The following is a 17306-nucleotide window of genomic DNA, read 5'->3' on the forward strand; positions in this document are numbered from 1 at the left end:
TCAATGAGGCCGGATCGCGAAGAAGTCGCCGCCCCCGTGGGTCAGGCCGCGACCGCCGCCCGGACGTCGTCGTCGGCGTCGCGCAGCCGCGCTGCGGCCTCCTCGGCCGTGCAGTTGGCCAGCAGCAGCACGATGGCCGTCTTGGCGTGCCCGTGCGCCGCCGCGAGCGCCCGCGTGGCGGTGTCGAGATCGGTGTCGGCGGCTTCGGCGACGATCCGACGTGCCCGATCGACGAGCTTCTCGTTTGTGGCGTTCATGTCCACCATCAGGTTGCCGTAGACCTTGCCGAGCCGGGCCATCGTGGCGGTCGAGATCATGTTGCAGACGAGCTTCTCGGCGGTGCCGGCCTTGAGCCGGGTGGAGCCGGTGAGCACCTCGGGGCCGGTGGGCACCTCGACCGCGACGTCGGCGTACCGGCTGATCACCGCGTCGGAGTTGCAGGCGACGGAGACCGTTGCCGCTCCGAGCGCGCGGGCGTGCGCCAACCCGCCGACCACATACGGGGTACGACCGCTGGCGGCGAGCCCAACCACCGTGTCGCGGGCGGTCAGGCCGATCGCGTCGAGGTCGGCGACGGCGCCGGCCGGGTCGTCCTCCGCGCCCTCGACGGCGACAGCGAATGCTCCCGCCCCGCCGGCGAGCAGACCGACGACTCGGCCGGGCGGCGTACCGAAGGTGGGTGGGATCTCGACGGCGTCGAGCATGCCGATCCGGCCGCTGGTGCCGGCACCGAGATAGATCATCCGCCCGCCCTGGCGCAGCGACGCCACGACGACGTCGACGGCGGCCGCGATGTCCGGCACGGCCCGACGGACGGCCTGCGCGACCGAGTGGTCCTCGTCGTTCATCGCGAGGAGCAGCTCGGTGGGGGACATCTGGTCGAGGTCAGTGGTCTTGTCGTTGCGGGTCTCGGTGCCGAGGGTGCTGAGGTCCACGGGGTGTTCGTTCCTCTCGCTGGTGGTGTTCGGTCGCTGGCCGGCGGGCGGTGGCTCGCCGGTGCGGTCGATGGTGGGCTCGTGACCCGCCGCCGCGGCCAGGCTGAGGTGCGGCTGCGGACAGGGCTGGCCGTCCGGCGGAACCTCGTCGGCAACGCGCCGTTTCGACCGCGATAGGCGCGGTTGCCCGGTGTGGATGTCCCCCGTACCAGCAGGCTGGGACCACAGCGTAGCCAGCCCAGACCGGCACTGGCAAAAAGTTTCGCGTTACGCTGGTCCAGCGTCACTTATTGACAACCGCTGGTTGGGAGTGAGCTGTGCGTCAACTCGACCTTGTCGTAATCGTGCTGTACCTCGTGGTGATCGCCTTCGTCGGACTACGCCTGTCGGGCAAGCAGAAATCCGCCAAGGACTACTTTGTTGGCGAGGGGCGACTGCCGTGGTGGACCGTCTCGTTCTCCGTGGTCGCCACCGAAACCAGCGTCCTGACCGTGATCAGCGTGCCCGGCGGCGCCTACAGCGGTCAGGGGTTCGGAAACGTCGAGCTAGCCCTGGGCTACGTCATCGGTCGCGTCGTCGTGGCCGCGGTGCTCATCCCGCTCTACAAGCGGGGTGGGTTCGTCAGCGCCTACCAGTACCTCGGTGAGCGGTTCGGCCTGAAACTTCAGGGTCTCGCGTCCGTCACGTTCGTCTTCACCCGCCTGCTCGCCGAGGGCGTACGGCTGTTCGCCTCGGCCATCCCCATCAAGCTGCTCCTCGACGAGCTCGGCCTTCAGGTCGGCTATCAAGCCATCATCATCGTTCTGACGCTCATCACGGTGGTCTACACCTACCTCGGCGGCATCAAGGCGGTCATTTGGACCGATGCCATCCAGATGGGGCTCTACCTCGGCGGGGCGATCCTGGCCATCGCGGTGCTCAGCAACGCCGTCGGCGGAGACGGCTACGCGCAGGCGCTGGACGCCGGCAAGTTCCACCTCTTCGACACCGACTTCACCCTCGCGCACGTGCTCACCAGCCCGTTCGCGCTGCCGACCGCGATCATCGGCGGTGCGATCTTCGCGATGGCCAGCCACGGGTCGGACCAGCTGATCGTCCAGCGCATTCTGTCCACCCGCACGCTGCGCGAGGGCCAGAAGGCAATGATCTCCTCGGGCATCTTCGTCGTCATCCAGTTCGCGGCGTTCTCCCTGGTCGGCGCGCTGCTGTGGTCGTACAACAAGGGTCAGACCTTCAAGGAGCTCGGCCTGAGCAGCAGCGACAACCTCTACCCGAGCTTCATCCTGCACGCCCTGCCGGTAGGCATCTCGGGTCTGCTGGTGGCTGGCATCCTCGGTGCCGCGATGGGTTCGCTGTCGTCGGCGCTGAACTCGATGTCGAACTCCACAGTCGCCGACTTCATCCACAGCTTCTTCCGGAAGGTCCCGTCGGATGACGCGATGCTCCGGCTCGCCCGGGTGATGACCCTGGTCTGGGCGGTGCTGATGGCGATCTTCGCATGCGCGTTCAGCTCGAGCACCGGAAACGTCTACCTGACCGGCCTGACCATCGCGGGCTACACCTACGGGGCACTGCTCGGGGCCTTCCTGCTCGGCCGTCTGGTCAGTCGGGCCAACCAGGTCGACGCGGTGATCGCCTTCCTCGTCACCGTGGCGGTGATGACCTACATCGTCCGCTATGTCAAGATCGACGTCACGACGGCCGGGACCACCACCGCCACCGCCATCGCCGCGCAGTGGCTGGTGCCGATCGGAGTCCTGGTCACCCTGCTCGTCGGCGCGGTGTCGAGCAGGTTCCACGCGGCCCCGGCGACGCCGTACGACCACCGGCGCACCGAGGAGACCGCTGATCCGGCGGCGACCCCCGCCGGCCGGGCGTGAAGGAGGACACGATGCGCGTGATCGGACTGATGTCTGGAACCTCCTACGACGGCATCGAAGCTGCTGCGGCGCAGTTCGACCTGAGCGGCGACACCCTGCGGATGCGACCACTGGGCCGGCTCAGCCACCCGTACCCCGATCGGCTGCGCACTCAGATCGCCGCCGCCCTGCCGCCCGCGCCGACCAGCACCGAGGCGATCTGCGTGCTGGACACCGGCATCGGTCAGGCCTTCGCGGAGGCCGGTGTGCGGGCTCTCGCCGAGCTGTGCGGCGGCCACGCCAACCTGGTCGTCTCGCACGGCCAAACCATGCACCACTGGGTCGAGGCCGGGGTGGTCCGTGGCACTCTCCAACTGGGTCAGCCGGCCTGGATCGCGGAGGCCACCGGCCTTCCAGTCGTTGCCGACCTGCGCAGCCGCGACGTCGCCGCCGGCGGCCAGGGCGCTCCCCTGGTCGCCCTCTTCGACGCGCTGCTGCTGCGTGGCCTGCCCGGCGTCCCGGCCGCTCTCAACCTGGGCGGCATCGCCAACATCACCGTCGTCGCACCCGACGCGGACCCCCTCGCGTTCGACACCGGGCCGGCAAACGCCCTTCTCGACGCCGCCGCACGCCACTTCAGCGGCGGCACCGAGGAGTACGACCGGGACGGGCGCGGAGCGGCTGCCGGGCAGGTGAACCCGGACCTGCTGCGGCGGCTGCTCGACGAGCCGTACTACCGGCTGCCCGGCCCGAAGAGCACCGGAAAAGAGCTGTTCCACAGGCCCTACCTGCTCGCCGCCCTCGCCGACGCGCCCACGCCCGATCCGCAGGACGTGCTGGCCACGCTCACCCGGCTGACGGCGGTCACGGTGGCCGGCGCCTGCCGCGACCACGGCGTCACCCAGCTCGTCGTCTCCGGCGGCGGCGCACACAACCCGACGCTGATGCGCATGATCGCCGATGAGCTGCCGGGCGTCCACCTGTCGTCCAGCGACGACCTGGGCGTCGCATCGGATGCCAAGGAGGCACTGGCCTTCGCACTGCTGGGCTACCTGACCGTGCACGGGCTGCCGGGCGCCCTGCCGTCGGGCACGGGCGCGCGGCACGCCTCCGTGCTCGGCAGCATCACCCCCGGCCGTCAGCCGCTGCGACTGCCGGACCCGGTCAGCACCGCTCCGCGCCGGTTGCAGATCGTCGCGTCGCCGGTGCCCGACTGACCACCCCTTTCGGGAGGATCCGCCGATGAGACCCGTCGTAGGAGTACCCGCGCCCACCGCGGTCGACGTCCACGCCCGCGAGGTTGCCGAGCTGCTGCGTTCACGGCTGGAGGATCCGGCCCGGGCCAGCACCGAGCTGCCCCGGAGGCTCGCGGCGGCACACGACGCCTCGCCGTACCTGTTCGAGCCGCAGGCCGTGGTTCGCGCCGCCTCGGCGGCCGAGGTGGCGGCGCTGATGGCCGGGGCCCGGGAGGCCGGCGTGCCGTTGACCCTGCGCGGCGGCGGCACCAGCCTCGCCGGGCAGGCCGGCGGCGCGGGCGTGCTGGTCGACGTCCGCACCGACTGGCGGCACGCCGAGGTGCTCGACGACGGCCGCCGCATAAGGCTCCAGCCGGGCCTGACGATCCGGCAGGCCAACGCTCGGCTGGCCCGCTACCGCCGCCGGCTCGGCCCGGACCCGGCCAGCGAAGCCGCCTGCACGGTGGGTGGCATGGTGGCCAACAACTCCAGCGGGATGACCTGCGGCACCACCGACAACGCGTACCGCACCATGGAGTCGCTGCGCTTCGTCCTCCCATCCGGCACCGTCGTCGACTCCGCCGCGCGCGACGCCGACGACCGGCTACGGGCCGACGAACCCGAGCTGCACGCCGGGCTGCTCCGCCTGCGCGACCGGGTGCGCTCGACACCGGGGTCGCGCGCCACGATCGAGCGGCTGTTCGCGATGAAGAACACCATGGGGTACGGGCTGAACTCCCTGCTCGACCACAGCAGCCCGGTCGAGATGCTCGCCCACCTGATGATCGGCAGCGAAGGCACGCTCGGCTTCGTGGCCGAGGCCGTCTTCCGTACCGTCGAGATCCACGAACACGCCGCCACCGGCCTGCTGATCCTGCCCCGCCTCACCGACGCCACCGACGCGCTGCCCGCCCTGCTCGCCGCCGGCGCCCGTACCGCCGAACTGCTCGACGCGGCCGCGCTGCGGGTCAGCCAGCGCGACCCGGATGCCAGCCAGGCCCTACGCGGGCTGACGGTCACCGGGCACGCCGCGCTGCTTGTGGAGTTCACCGAGGACAGCGCGGAGCGGCTCGCCGAGACGCTGGCCGATGCCCAGCCCGTGCTCGACCGGCTGCCCGCCGTCACCGGCACCGAGCTGACCCGCGACCCGCGCGAACGGGCCAAGCTCTGGCACCTGCGCAAGGGCCTCTACACCGCGGTCGCCGGTGCCCGCACGCCCGGCACCACAGCCCTGCTGGAAGACGTCGCGGTGCCGATGCCCCGCCTGACCGGCACCTGCGACGGGCTGATCCGCCTGTTCGACAGGCACGGCTATCCGGACGCGGTGATCTTCGGACACGCCCGCGACGGCAACCTGCACTTCATGCTGACCCAGTCCTTCGACACACCGGCCGAGATCGACCGCTACGCCCGGTTCACCGACGACATGGTCGACCTCGTGCTGGCCGAAGGGGGAACACTCAAGGCGGAGCACGGCACCGGCCGGGCCATGGCCCCCTTCGTCCGCCGCCAGTACGGCGACGAGTTGTACGACGTGATGCGCGAGCTCAAGCGGTTGTGCGACCCGAGCGGTCTGCTCAACCCCGGGGTGCTGCTCAACGACGACCCGACCGTGCACCTGCGGCAGCTCAAGGCCGTCCCGACGGTCGACCCCGAGCTGGACGCCTGCGTCGAGTGTGGCTACTGCGAGCCGGTCTGCCCCACCGCCGACATCACCACCACACCCCGGCAGCGCATCGTCCTGCAACGGCAGATCGCCCTCGCCACCGCCGCCGGCGACGAGGAACGCCGCCGGGAGCTGACCACCGACTACGCGTACAGCGCGGTGGACAGCTGCGCCGCGGACAGCCTCTGCGTCACCGCCTGCCCGGTCGGCATCGACACCGGCGCGGCGATGAAGAAGCTGCGCGCCGAGCGGCACAGCCCTCTCGCCCAGCGCACCGCCCGCGGTGCCGCGCGGCACTGGAAGGGTGCCGTCGCCGGTGTCCGGGTAGGACTGAATGCCGCCCACGCCGTACCGACCCCACTGACCCGCGCCGCCACTCAGGTGATCCGTGGGCTCGGCGCCACCGAACTCGTCCCCCTGTGGAGCGACGACATACCGCGCGCCGGCGCTCCCCGCCCCGGTCCCCGCAGCGAGCCCGACGCACAGGCCGTGTTCTTCGCGGCCTGCATCGGCAGCCTCTTCGCCCCGGAGGGCGGCACGTCCGGCGGCTCCGCGGCGGCGTTCCTGCGCCTGTGCGAACTGGCAGGGGTGCCGCTCGTCGTACCGGCCGGCACGGCGGGCCTGTGCTGCGGAACGCCCTGGCAGTCCAAGGGCTACCCCGCCGGCCACCGCGAGATGGCCGAGCGGACCCTCGCCGCGCTCTGGGCGGCCAGCGACCAGGGTCGCCTACCCATCGTGTGCGACGCGTCATCCTGCACGCACGGGCTGACGTCTCTGACCGACGCGCTGGCCGACGAGGACCGGGCACGTTACCGCGCTCTGCGCTTCGTCGACAGCGTGACCTTCACCGCCGCGCACCTCCTGCCGGCGCTGCCGGAGCCCCGGCGGGTGGGCGCGTTGGCCCTGCACCCCACCTGCTCCACCGTGCACCTCGGCGGCATCGACGACCTGCGCACGGTGGCCCGGGCGGTCGCCGACACCGTGACAGTGCCGGACAGTTGGGGGTGCTGCGCCTTCGCCGGCGACCGAGGGCTGCTGCATCCCGAGGTCACCGCCAGCGCCACCGCAGCTCAGGCAGCCGAGGTCAACCAGCACGCATACGACGCGTACGCCTCCTGCAACCGGACCTGCGAGATGGGCATGAGCCGGGCCACCGGGCAGCCGTACCGACACGTGCTCGAAATTCTCGTCGAGGCGATCGAGCCGGCAGCGTAGCCAGGGGCCCGCAGCCGTCAGCGTTTGCGGGCCACCCCGGCGAGCATGGTGTAGTAGGTCTCCTTCTGCTCGGCCACCGCCTCGCCGTCAGGCCGCCACTCGGCCAACGGCACCAGCCCCGGCTCGATCAGCTCGAAGTCGCCGAGGAAGGCCTCGATCTCCGCACGGCGGCGCCAGCGCCCGGTGCCCAGGCTCTCGTTGAACACCCGCTCGGATTCCCGCACCCTCGCGGACGTCTCCGGATGCTCCTCGGCCGGATCCCAGAAATGCATGATCGCCAGATGGCTGCCGGGCGGCAGCGCGTCCCGCAGGGTCGCCGCGATCCCGCCCGGGTCCTCGCCGTCGTTCAGGTGGTGCAGGACCGAGAAGAGCAGCAGACCGATCGGCTGGGTGAAGTCGAGCTTCTCCCGCACCACGGGATGCTCGAGAATCGTCTCGGGGGAACGGATGTCCGCCTCGATCAGCGCAGTCGTGCCGTCGCCGGCGAGCAGCGCGTGCCCGTGCACCAGCACCGACGGATCGTTGTCGACGTAGACGACCCGCGCCGCCGGATCGACCCCGTGCGCGACCTGGTGCACGTTGGTCTCGGTGGGCAGCCCCGAACCAATGTCGAGGAACTGTCGGATGCCGGCCTCGGCCGCCAGGTAACGCACCGCCCGGCGCAGGAGGGCCCGGCACGCGCGCCCCGCCTCCAGGCCGTCGGGCACGATCTCCAGCGCGCGCTGCGCGACCATCCGGTCGACCTCGAAGTTGTCTTTGCCGCCGACCATGTAGTCGTAGACCCGGGCGATGCTCGGGGTGGAGATGTCAACGCCAGGGGGTGCTACCTCTTCTGCGGCCATCTGGCGCCCTCCCTTGTGGAAATCGACGAACCGACATCGAGGGTAATCGAGGAACGTCGTTGCGGTGAGCCCGTCGTCAACCCTGCCGCGGCTAACGTTGTTCGCCTCCCGACGCTACCGCTCCCGGCGCCGGTGAAGGACACACCGGTCGGCTTTCGTCTTCTACTGTGGCCCGAGACCGATATCGCCGCAGCTGCGGTCTTCACATCTTGGGGAGTAAGTCTTGCCTGGTAGACACGGTCGGATCGGATGGACGGCTGCTTGGTCACGCTCGGCCTTGCCGTTGGTTCGTTGACCAGCGCCTCGGCCTATGCGGTCGGTGGTGGCGCTGTGCCCGCCGCCGGCAGCTACGGATTCGTGGCCAAGGTCGACTTCGGTGGTGCCGTGTTCTACCTCTACGCCGGGGGAAGAAGGTCACCCAGAGCCAGGAGCAGCTCCAGCCCATGATGGGCCGGGTCGACGTAGTCCCCATGCCGCTGGTCCGGACCATCGGGGTGTTGGAGGTCCTCGGCGCGGCCGGCCTGATCCTGCCCCCGCTGACCGGGATCGCGACCTGGCTCGCCGTCGCGGCAGCTATCGGTCTCGTCCTGATCCAGGTCGGCGGTGCCGCTCTGCACCTGTTCCGGGGCGAGGCGCGGCAGATCGGGCTCAACATCGTTCTCCTCGCGAGCGCCGCCGTCACGGCCTGGCTGGGCACCGCCTGGCTCTGAGCCGGTCCGCCCAGCCACGCCACCGGGCTCGCCGCTGAACCGCCGTCGGCTCGCCGCTCATCCAGCGGCGGGAGCCGCCGGGGCCGGGTCGGACGGGCCACCGAATCCGCGCAGCCCGTGTTCCAGCAGGTCAAAGCTCTGCTCGACGAGTCGTACCGCATCGGGGTAGATCTCGTCCGCCGACTCACCCGCCAGCAGGCGGCCGATGATCTCCACGTACAGCGTGTTGCGTACGGCGGCGATCTGCGCGGCGGCGGCGCGGGCCGTGAAGTCGGAGACAGCAGGGCCACCGCCCGCATCCGGCCCGTCCTGCGCTGCCATCGTGGCCAGTTCGCGGGCGAGCAGGTCCTGACTGCGGACGAGGAAGTCGTAGGCGCCCTTCAGCAGCGCGGGCGTGCTCTGGACCAGGCGTTGCACCCGCAGCACGGTGGGGTCGTCGTTGAGGCCCACCGACGGGTCACGGGCGGCGAGCCGGTCGAGGTACTGCCGGCGTAGTGCCTCGACGACGGACTCGCCTGGGCCACGCTCGCGCACGATCCGGGCCAGGTCACCGACGTGTTCCTGCATCGGGCCGAGGACCAGGTCCTCCTTGGTGGCGAAGTAGTTGAAGACGGTCATCTTGGAGACCTCGGCCGCGGCGGCGATCTCGGCGACCGAGACCTGGTCGAAGCCGCGCTCGCCGAACAGCTCGATCGCCGTACGCCACAGCCGGCTGCGGGTCTGCTGCTTCTTGCGCTCCCGAAGGCTCAACTCCTGTGCAACCACTCACAGACTGTACCAGGCCGATAATTTGACTCAACTTAAATGTTGACCTGGTATAAATTTCTTGGCAGGCTGCGACCGGACACGACAACGACACCCGGAGGACACATGCGAACGACGACCGAGAGACCCCTGATGACGCAGAACCAGCGGCAACTGGCCATGGTGATGTGCCTGCTGACGATCGCCCTGGCGCTGCTGGACTCGAACATCGTCTCCGCCGCCACCGTGCCGATCGTGCGGGAACTCGACCCCGTGCACGGCGTGGCCCGGCTGCCCTGGCTGGTCAGCGCGTTCGCGCTGGCGGCCACCGCCGCCCTGCCGCTCTACGGCAAACTCTGCGACGTGCTCGGCGCGAAGCCGGTCTACCTCGGCGCGGTAGCCACCTTCCTGGCCGGGTCCGCGCTCTGCGGCGTCGCGCAGGGCATGACCCAACTCATCGCCTTCCGGGCCGTGCAGGGGATCGGAGCCGGCGGCCTGATGAGCGTGACCATGGTCGTGATGGCGCACCTGGTCGACCGCCGACAGCAGGGAGGCAACCTCGGCGGGCTCATCGGCGGCTTCGGCATGGCCATCGGCCCGCTGCTGGGCGGACTCATCGTCGACCACATCAGCTGGCGGTGGATCTTCTATATCAACCTGCCGCTCGGCCTGCTGGTCCTGATCACGGCCACCGTCGTACTCCGGCTGCCCCGGCAGACCGAGCGCCGTCGCATCGACTTCGCCGGTGCCACGATGGCCGCGGCCTTCGCGGTGGTGCTGCTGCTGGCCACCGAGTGGGGCGGCGACCGGTACGCCTGGGCCTCCCCCGTCATGCTGTCCCTGGTCGGCGCGGCGGTGGCCCTGTTCGGGCTGTTCCTCTGGCGGCAGGCCACGGCGGCCGAGCCGATCCTACCGCTGTCGATGTTCCGGATCCCGACCCTGCGGCTCAGCTTCGCGATCCAGGGCCTGGTCGGCGCGGCGATGATGGGCGCGCTGATCTACCTGATGGTCTACCTGCAGGTGCTCCGCGGGCTGACCGCCAGCAGCGCGGCGCTGTTCCTCGTGCCGATGGCCCTGGGGCTGAGCTTCGTCGGCATCGTCTCCGGCTGGCTCACCGCCCGAGGCTGGTCCACGAAGACCTTCCTGGTCTCCGGCACGGCCACCGCGGCCGCCGCGCTGGGCTTCCTGGCCACCCTCGGCACCGACACCTCACTGTGGCTGATCCGCGCCGACCTGTTCCTGCTCGGGGCCGGCTTCGGGCAACTGCTCGGACTCCTCATCGCGGCCGTGCAGCAGGCGGCCCCGCCCACCCAACTCGGGGTGGCCACCACGTCGGTCCGGTTCTTCCAGAACCTTGGCGGTGCGCTCGGTGCGGCGATCTTCGGCAGCGTACTGGCCCGGGTCTATGCCGGGCGGATGCCGGGCGAGACGGTGGGTGGGCTGCCCCAGGTGGCGCCGGAGCTGCGCCTACCGGCGGCGCACGCGTACCTGGCCGGCCTGGACACGATCTTCGCGGTCGGCTGCGGCGTACTGCTGGTGGCTCTGTTCCTCGCCACCCTGCTGCGCCTGCCGGACTCGGACGCACCCGACGGACCGGCGCCCCGGCCGGCGGACGGCGAGCGCCCGGCGCCGGCCGGCCACCCACAGCCGGCGTCGGCGTCCGCGGTCAGCCCGTGAGGATCGCACCGCCGGGCCGGCCCTCAGAACGGGGCGTCCACCGCCAGCCGGCGCACCTGCGTCACCGTCGCCACCAACCCCGAGCGAAGCGGATCACCGCACCCGACAGCGGCCCGACGCGACCGAGCGGCGGAGTGCGGGACGGATGCCCGCCCGCCTCCGCCGCTCGTGGGGTCGGCTCTAGTTCGGCGGCGTCTCGTCGGTGGTCTTCTGCTCTAGGACGACGCTGTAGCCGAGGAGGCTGCCAGGTTCGAGCCTGGCCGTCGTACCCGCCGGGCGCAGAACGCGAGACTCCTCGCCGAGCGCGCGCCCGGTCGCGGTGTCGACCACGAAGCGATGCTCGATGGAGCCGTTGGCGGCACTCCCCGAGGTGAACGCGAAGCCCTGGCCCATGCGCCCGCGCTGGTCGGCCACGGCGCCCAGCGAGCGCACACCGGGCAGGGTGGCGATCAAACGGAACGCCGCCGCACGCACGGGACCGCTGACCGGGATGTCGGCGATCAGGTCAGACGCGACACTCAGCAGCCACTGCTCCCGGTCGGTGGGCATGTCACCACCGCCGCCGTCGAAGTGCCTGAGCAACGCGGTCCGCAGGGCCGCCGGGTCCGTCGGGAGCTTCTCGAGATCGCGTACGGAGATGTTGGTGGTGCCGAAGGCGTAGATGCCCGCGTCGTCCGATGAGGAGCTTCGCGGTGGCCCACCGGAGATGCTGATGGGAGAGCCGGGGCCGAACTGGCCGTTCGGCAACGGCTTGCCGACCATCACCTCCTCGGGCGAGCCCGCAGCGCGCCAGGCGGCGGCATCTGCGGGTGTCAGCGGGGTCATGCCGAGGTTCTGCGAGATCACCAGGTTGGGTTCTTTCCCCGAACGGGACAACCAGGTCTCGTCCGACGACCGGGTCGTCATCGCGTACGTCGAGGAGCCGGAACTGACCGTGAGCACCGACCCGCTCTCCGCCCGGACGACCAGATACCTTCCGGTGCCGGAGGCGTCCTGGCTGCTGCGCTCGGCGGCCGCCAGCAGAATCTGGGACGTGGTCAGCGGGCGTACCGCCTCGACGGACGTCCCGGACCCGCCGGGCGTCGGCGCCGATCCGCCCGGGTCGATCACGACCACGGCGACTGCGGCGACGGCCGCGACAGCGAGTCCTCCGGCCGGGAGCAGGGCGGCAGCCCGGAGACGCCGGGCACGGCGCGTGGGAGCAGCCACGTCCGTCAGCGCGAAAGGCAAGGGTGCCGACCCGGGCGGGTCCAACCGCGTCGGCCGCGCGGCGGCGAGAGACTTCATGACGTCGGGGTGCTTCTTCATCGGCTCGGCTCCCTGCTGACGACCGGCTTCGTGAGGGCCGGCTCGGTGATGTTCGGCTTTGTGGGACGGGATTTGGCGGCCGCCGGCTCTCCGGCGGCCGCGACGGCACGGGTGAGGCGGTTGCGGGCGCGGTGCAGGCGCACGAGGAACGCCGGGGCGGAACAGTTCACGACCCGGGCCGCCGCACGGGGCGAAAGCCCGTCCCAGGCGGTCAGGGTCAACACTTCCCGGTCGTTCTCCGACAGCCCGGCGAGCGCCGTCAGGATCGCCGATCGTTCGGCGACATCGTCGGCGACATCGGGCGCGTCGGCTACCCACGCCAGCATCTCGGCGGCGATGGCTCGTTGCCGTTCCTCGTCGCGATATCGCTCGCGGATCACGTTGCGCGCGACGCCGAGCAGCCATGGCAGCGCCGCTCCTCTGGGCATCTGCGCGAAGCGCCGCCACGCAACGAGAAACGTCTCGGCCACGACCTCGTCCGCGAGCGACCTGCCGGCGCGAGCGACGGCGTAGGCGTAGACGCGTCCGCGGTTGTCGGCGTACAGCGCGGTGAACTCCTGTGCAGTCTCAGGTTCTGCCACTGATCAGCCGTCCTTACTGAAGGTGTTCTGTCACCTGGGAATGCGTCGGGAGGCCGACTTCTTACAGCCGAACTCGGAATCGCCCCTCCGCCGGTCGTGACGCTCGGCAACAGCGTGCTCCCTGACCGGCCAGCTCACGCAATGCTCAAGATCTTGATTACGCAGCCGTCGATGTGAAAGATCTACATGCACTCACGGCGTCCAGCCGGCCCACAGGCCGCATACAGAAGGAGGGGAAGCATGCATCGCAGACGACTACGCATCGCGCTTCTCGCGCTGCCCACCCTGGTAGCGAGCGTCCTCATCGTGCCCGCGCCCACGCCCGCAGGCGCGGAACTCGCGGCGTCCACAGCCACGGTGGCTGCGGGGCGATCCCCTCTCGAGGACCGGGACTCGGTACGCCTCGCTCGCATCAGGCTGACCGGTGCGGACATGCTGGACAAGGTGGTCGCCGCAGGCTTCGACCTTGAGCACGGCCTCAGGCGCGTGCCCAGCGGCATCGAAGGTGAGGCGGTGGTGACCGCCGAGCAGATCGCCGAACTCACGGCGATGGGCGTCGAATTCCTCGGCGACGACGAAGGCTTCGCCTGGAGCGAAGAGGCCGACGGCGGCATCCAACCTCTCCGCACGCAGGGCGCCCAGCCGCTCAACCATGAGGCGACGGTACGAGTCGTCCGCGCTGACTGGTTCACCACGAAGGGCCAGGGTTTCCTCTACGTCGAGGCCCGAACCACCGAGGGGCAGCAGGCGGACCCGATCGTCACGATGCAGCTCGAGAACGACTCAGGACGGCGCACGTCGTTCGGCTTCGCCCGGACGATGAGCCGGTTCGTCGACTCCGGGCAGTACATGTTCCACCGGAACCTGTTCAAGCTCGACGCGCGCCCGAACCAGATCCGGGTCACGAGCTCGACCGGCGGCGTCGCCACCGGTGACGTCTCCGACTGGCTCGAGAACGCTCCCCCGCCGCTGACGGAGAATCGGGGCTACAAGTCGAACTTCGTCGACGGTTACCGGACCCCGCAGCAGCTCTACAGCCGCGCCAAGGAGATCGCCCGGCAGTACCCGGACATCGCCGAGATCGTCTACCTGCCGAACCAGACGAACGGCTACCAGCGCAAGGCGCAGGCCACGATCGGCGGCACCGGGCAGTCTGCGGTCGTCGTGAGCTCCGCGGCCTGGGGGCACCAGGGCGGCAACGACATCACCGTCGAGTTCGTGGACCGGCCAGGGGCCGACCTCCCGCTCAACGTCGAGGTGACGGGCAAGGCAGTCCGCGTCCTCCTCGCGAAGGACGCCTCCGCCGGGGTCGCGAGTACGGCTACCGAGGTGGCAGCGGCGCTGGAGACCCAGTCCCAGGGTCTCATCGACCGGGCACACCCGTATCGAACCAACGCGGGCACCGGCATCGTCGCCCCGACGACCGGCCCGGTCGCGCTGACCGACTTCCTCGACCAGAAGCGCGTCGGCGCACCCGAGGGTGAGGTGCCGCGTGGCCCGGTCACCATCCCCGTCCTACGGATCGGTAAGCACCGCGACGGCAGGAACCCCGGTGTCCTGATCCAGGCGCAGGACCACGCCCGCGAGTGGGTGCCCGCGACGACCTCGCTGGAGTCGGCCGAGCGTCTGGTGCACAACTACAAGTCCGACAAGGAGACGAAGAAGATCGTCGAGGGCACCGACATCTTCTTCATTCTGTCCAACAACCCGGATGGGGCGAACTACAGCTTCTACAACTTCGCCTCGCAGCGTCGGAACATGACGAACCACTGCCCGGACGAGAACGCCGATCCGGCCCGGCGTAACTCCTGGGGCGTCGACCTGAACCGGAACTACCGGGTCGGGTCGGGTCACGACGGCTACTCGGGTGCGTCGACCAGCTGCGTCAGCGACACCTACCAGGGGCCGGAAGAGCTGTCCGAGCCTGAGTCGAAGAACATCATCTGGCTGGTCGAGAAGTACTCGAACATCAAGTTCATGATGTCGGTGCACTCCAACGGCGGCCAGCTCTTCTGGCAGCCCGGCGCCTACATCGCGGACGGTCGGATCACCACGCCACGCCCGCCGCTGGGTGACGAGGCGTTCTACTGGCAGTCGGCCAGCAGGATCCTGTCGCAGGTCAAGGCACACAGGGAAACCGTCGTCACGCCGGAGAACGTCGGCGGCTCGTCGGACGTCCTCTACTCCTCCGCGGGAAACGTGCGCGAGGACCTGTACCACACCTACGGGATCTACGCCTTCGGCTGGGAGGTCGGCGGCTCGGTCTACAACCCGGCCACCGGTGACTGGCAGGGCGGCTCGTTCCAGCCGGTGTGGGAGGGCGATCCCAACCTCGTCAGCGGCCACGCCGAGACGATGGAGTACGCCAACGGGATCATGGAGATGTTCCGAGTCGCGGCCGACTGGGGCAAGGACAAGAAGGACCCGACGTCCAAGCTCGTTCCCGGCGGTGGGAAACACTCCGAGCCCGTCGACGTGCACTTCGAGACGAACGAGCCGGCCACCATCTACTACACGACGGACGGCAGCCGGCCCACGCTCCAGTCGCCACGCTACGAGGCGACCGACTTCCGGGAGCCGGGCGAGGTGTTCCACGTGACCGAGACGACGACGTTCCACTGGTTCTCGGTCGATGCGGCGGGCAACATCGAACAGAACTACGACCCGACGAAGAACGACAAGCGCAACAACTACCGCAAGGCGACGATCACGATTCGCACGAAGTGAGCCCCCATCTGATCCGGGCGGGATAGCACGTCAATCATGTGAACCCGGTCGGTTCAGATTCGTCCGCCGGTGCAGGTCTCCTCGGAGAGCCTGCACCGGCGGACCCCTCTTGGGTGTCATCGACCGTCGTCGCCAGTTGGCGCAGCAACCGACGCTGAGCGCGGTTCTACGTGAGCCAGGTGTTGCGGCGTACGAGCGAGGTCGCCGCCCATCGACGACCGAGGCCCCAGGTGGTTCCGGCACCGAGCAGTGCCAGCAGGATGAGGACACCGGCGTAGACGAGATGGTCGTCCATGAACGGGTTGGTGGCCGGCGGTAGGACCGCAGTCCACATCAGGACGGTCAGCAACACGCCAGAGGCTGCGGCGATGCGCATGCCGATGCCGATGATCAGCGCTGCGCCGATGCCGACCAGGGCTGTCATGAACAGGGCGTCGACAACGGCGTTGCCGGCGATGGAGTGGTAGAAGCCCGAGAACGGGCCGGTGGCGGCCTTGCCGAGGAACCCGGCGGTGGGGCTGCCGCCGTCCAACCAGGCGCTCGCGGCGGGGGTGCTGCGGCCGAGGCCGATCAGTTTGTCGAGGAACGCCCACATGAAGATCCAGCCCAGCGCGAGCCGGATGCCGGCCAGCAGGTACCGCGTCGCGGTGGCGGTTGGCCCCGTCCTCGAGAGCGCGGTGTCCGGGAGGACGACGTTGCTGGAATGGTGCTTCGTGCGCCGCTCTGGAAGTTCGGTGGTGGTCACAAGGGAGGATTCGCGACCGTTGGCGATGTCGACCATCGCACTCACATTCCTTCAGTTGTTCGTGACGCATGTTCCGCGACGCTTCCAGCGCGCCTACGGATCGATCGGAGAGCGGTACCACCTACTCAGGGTGGCAGCCGTGCTCCTGCACGGATTTCGATCCCGGTCGAGGACGCTTCAACCAGAGCGAGATCCACGATTGGTGGGAGTTGCCGACGGCGACGGCGGGCTCAACGGCCACCGGGGTCCCAGGCAACAGTTTGACCGTACGCGCATTCCGCCGATCATGCTGGGTGGGCCGCGCGCAGACCGGCTCACGCTGCGGGGTGCCATAAATGATCAGGTGCATTTCTCGCGCAGACTGCCTTCGGGCAGCGAATAGACCATTATGCCCGCTTCGCGGGTGCGGAGAGTGCGCGGCCGTTACGCTCGGTGCGAGCAATGACAGCAGACTGGGACGTAACGGCGGGGATCGCAATGCGTAGGTCATTCGAATTGAGTGTGGCAATCGGAGCGGCGTGTCTGGTGGGTCTTCCCACGCCCGCCCGGGCCGACAGCACCGGCGACGTCACCGCCACTGTCGTCGTCACCGGCGGCGAACTTTCCATCATCACGCCGGCCAGCGCAGATCTTGGTAATGGCTCACCCGATGAGGGCATCACCGGTCAACTCGGCACGGTCACCGTCATCGACGATCGAGCGCAGCTCGCGGCAACCTGGGTGGCGACCGTGACCGCAACCGACTTCACCACCGGCGCCGCGACGCCGGCGGAGACGATCCCGGCCAGCACGATCGAGTACTGGTCGGGGCCAGCTACCCAGAACGTCGGCACGGGCGTCCTCGTGCCAGGTCAACCCACCGCGGCCGAGGCGGTGTCACTCGCCGCACAATCGACGGCGTTCAGCAGGACCACCGGTGACGGGCTCAACAGTGCCAGCTGGAACCCGACTTTGACCTTCGAGCTGTCACAGTCCACGGTGGCAGGTGTCTACACCGGCACGGTCACCCACTCGGTCGCCTGATCGGCACCGTGCACGAGCCCCCGGCCCGGTGGCCGCACC

14 protein-coding genes are annotated in these 17306 nt (G+C 69.8%); 8 read left to right on the top strand and 6 right to left on the bottom strand.

What is annotated here, in order from left to right:
* Nucleotides 1-41: 41 nt before the first annotated feature.
* Nucleotides 42-935 (bottom strand): N-acetylmuramic acid 6-phosphate etherase, encoded by an 894-nt coding sequence (gene murQ / locus ACLQ28_RS14280; RefSeq protein ID WP_425686726.1) that lies wholly within the window; start codon nucleotides 933-935, stop codon nucleotides 42-44.
* 317 nt (nucleotides 936-1252) lie between these two features.
* On the opposite strand from murQ, the gene ACLQ28_RS14285 reads away from it, so the two are divergent.
* Genes ACLQ28_RS14285 through ACLQ28_RS14295 form a run of 3 tightly spaced genes read left to right on the top strand, consistent with a single transcriptional unit; the run spans nucleotide 1253 to nucleotide 6910 of the window.
* Nucleotides 1253-2815 (top strand): sodium:solute symporter, encoded by a 1563-nt coding sequence (locus ACLQ28_RS14285; RefSeq protein WP_425686727.1) that lies wholly within the window; start codon nucleotides 1253-1255, stop codon nucleotides 2813-2815.
* Nucleotides 2816-2826: 11 nt separating this feature from the next.
* Nucleotides 2827-4011, top strand: a complete 1185-nt coding sequence (locus ACLQ28_RS14290) for an anhydro-N-acetylmuramic acid kinase (RefSeq protein WP_425686728.1) — start codon at nucleotides 2827-2829, stop codon at nucleotides 4009-4011.
* Nucleotides 4012-4036: 25 nt separating this feature from the next.
* Complete coding sequence (locus ACLQ28_RS14295; RefSeq protein WP_425686729.1) at nucleotides 4037-6910, top strand: FAD-binding and (Fe-S)-binding domain-containing protein; 2874 nt, start codon at nucleotides 4037-4039, stop codon at nucleotides 6908-6910.
* Nucleotides 6911-6927: 17 nt separating this feature from the next.
* Here the strand turns inward: ACLQ28_RS14295 and ACLQ28_RS14300 are convergent, their stop codons facing one another.
* Entirely contained in the window at nucleotides 6928-7752 is an 825-nt protein-coding gene (locus ACLQ28_RS14300; protein WP_425686730.1) for an SAM-dependent methyltransferase, read from the bottom strand.
* A 249-nt stretch (nucleotides 7753-8001) separates the two neighbouring features.
* Here ACLQ28_RS14300 and ACLQ28_RS14305 point away from each other — a divergent pair, with 249 nt between their 5' ends.
* A complete protein-coding gene (locus tag ACLQ28_RS14305) occupies nucleotides 8002-8199 on the top strand; it encodes a hypothetical protein (protein ID WP_425686731.1) in 198 nt (65 codons plus the stop codon).
* Between the two features lie 23 nt (nucleotides 8200-8222).
* Nucleotides 8223-8462 (top strand): DoxX family protein, encoded by a 240-nt coding sequence (locus ACLQ28_RS14310; protein ID WP_425686732.1) that lies wholly within the window; start codon nucleotides 8223-8225, stop codon nucleotides 8460-8462.
* Between the two features lie 57 nt (nucleotides 8463-8519).
* On the opposite strand, the gene ACLQ28_RS14315 is transcribed toward ACLQ28_RS14310, so the two are convergent.
* Nucleotides 8520-9227, bottom strand: a complete 708-nt coding sequence (locus tag ACLQ28_RS14315; RefSeq protein ID WP_425686733.1) for a TetR/AcrR family transcriptional regulator — start codon at nucleotides 9225-9227, stop codon at nucleotides 8520-8522.
* Between the two features lie 132 nt (nucleotides 9228-9359).
* Here ACLQ28_RS14315 and ACLQ28_RS14320 point away from each other — a divergent pair, with 132 nt between their 5' ends.
* Complete coding sequence (locus ACLQ28_RS14320) at nucleotides 9360-10883, top strand: MFS transporter (RefSeq protein ID WP_425686734.1); 1524 nt, start codon at nucleotides 9360-9362, stop codon at nucleotides 10881-10883.
* Nucleotides 10884-11063: 180 nt separating this feature from the next.
* Here ACLQ28_RS14320 and ACLQ28_RS14325 read toward each other — a convergent pair whose 3' ends face one another.
* On the bottom strand, nucleotides 11064-12191 hold the full coding sequence (locus tag ACLQ28_RS14325; RefSeq protein WP_425686735.1) for a CU044_5270 family protein: 1128 nt from the start codon (nucleotides 12189-12191) through the stop codon (nucleotides 11064-11066).
* A complete protein-coding gene (locus tag ACLQ28_RS14330; RefSeq protein WP_425686736.1) occupies nucleotides 12188-12772 on the bottom strand; it encodes an RNA polymerase sigma factor in 585 nt (194 codons plus the stop codon). Before ACLQ28_RS14330 ends, ACLQ28_RS14325 begins: the two co-directional genes overlap by 4 nt.
* Nucleotides 12773-13012: 240 nt before the next feature.
* On the opposite strand from ACLQ28_RS14330, the gene ACLQ28_RS14335 reads away from it, so the two are divergent.
* Nucleotides 13013-15499, top strand: a complete 2487-nt coding sequence (locus tag ACLQ28_RS14335) for a M14 family metallopeptidase (protein ID WP_425686737.1) — start codon at nucleotides 13013-13015, stop codon at nucleotides 15497-15499.
* A 166-nt stretch (nucleotides 15500-15665) separates the two neighbouring features.
* Here ACLQ28_RS14335 and ACLQ28_RS14340 read toward each other — a convergent pair whose 3' ends face one another.
* Complete coding sequence (locus ACLQ28_RS14340; RefSeq protein WP_425686738.1) at nucleotides 15666-16280, bottom strand: hypothetical protein; 615 nt, start codon at nucleotides 16278-16280, stop codon at nucleotides 15666-15668.
* Between the two features lie 489 nt (nucleotides 16281-16769).
* Here ACLQ28_RS14340 and ACLQ28_RS14345 point away from each other — a divergent pair, with 489 nt between their 5' ends.
* Nucleotides 16770-17267: a hypothetical protein gene (locus tag ACLQ28_RS14345; RefSeq protein WP_425686739.1), complete on the top strand. Its 498-nt coding sequence runs from the start codon at nucleotides 16770-16772 to the stop codon at nucleotides 17265-17267.
* Nucleotides 17268-17306 lie beyond the last annotated feature (39 nt).

The organism is Micromonospora sp. DT201, from assembly GCF_049841575.1.
In the GTDB taxonomy this organism is placed as follows: domain Bacteria; phylum Actinomycetota; class Actinomycetes; order Mycobacteriales; family Micromonosporaceae; genus Micromonospora.

What these genes read in the sequence shown, in the direction of transcription:
- ACLQ28_RS14335 (WP_425686737.1), top strand. Translation starts at nt 13,013, where the DNA reads ATGCATCGCAGACGACTACGCATCGCGCTTCTCGCGCTGCCCACCCTG.
- ACLQ28_RS14340 (WP_425686738.1), bottom strand. Translation starts at nt 16,280, where the DNA reads ATGGTCGACATCGCCAACGGTCGCGAATCCTCCCTTGTGACCACCACC.
- ACLQ28_RS14310 (WP_425686732.1), top strand. Translation starts at nt 8,223, where the DNA reads ATGCCGCTGGTCCGGACCATCGGGGTGTTGGAGGTCCTCGGCGCGGCC.
- ACLQ28_RS14320 (WP_425686734.1), top strand. Translation starts at nt 9,360, where the DNA reads ATGACGCAGAACCAGCGGCAACTGGCCATGGTGATGTGCCTGCTGACG.
- ACLQ28_RS14295 (WP_425686729.1), top strand. Translation starts at nt 4,037, where the DNA reads ATGAGACCCGTCGTAGGAGTACCCGCGCCCACCGCGGTCGACGTCCAC.
- ACLQ28_RS14300 (WP_425686730.1), bottom strand. Translation starts at nt 7,752, where the DNA reads ATGGCCGCAGAAGAGGTAGCACCCCCTGGCGTTGACATCTCCACCCCG.
- ACLQ28_RS14325 (WP_425686735.1), bottom strand. Translation starts at nt 12,191, where the DNA reads ATGAAGAAGCACCCCGACGTCATGAAGTCTCTCGCCGCCGCGCGGCCG.
- ACLQ28_RS14305 (WP_425686731.1), top strand. Translation starts at nt 8,002, where the DNA reads ATGGACGGCTGCTTGGTCACGCTCGGCCTTGCCGTTGGTTCGTTGACC.
- ACLQ28_RS14290 (WP_425686728.1), top strand. Translation starts at nt 2,827, where the DNA reads ATGCGCGTGATCGGACTGATGTCTGGAACCTCCTACGACGGCATCGAA.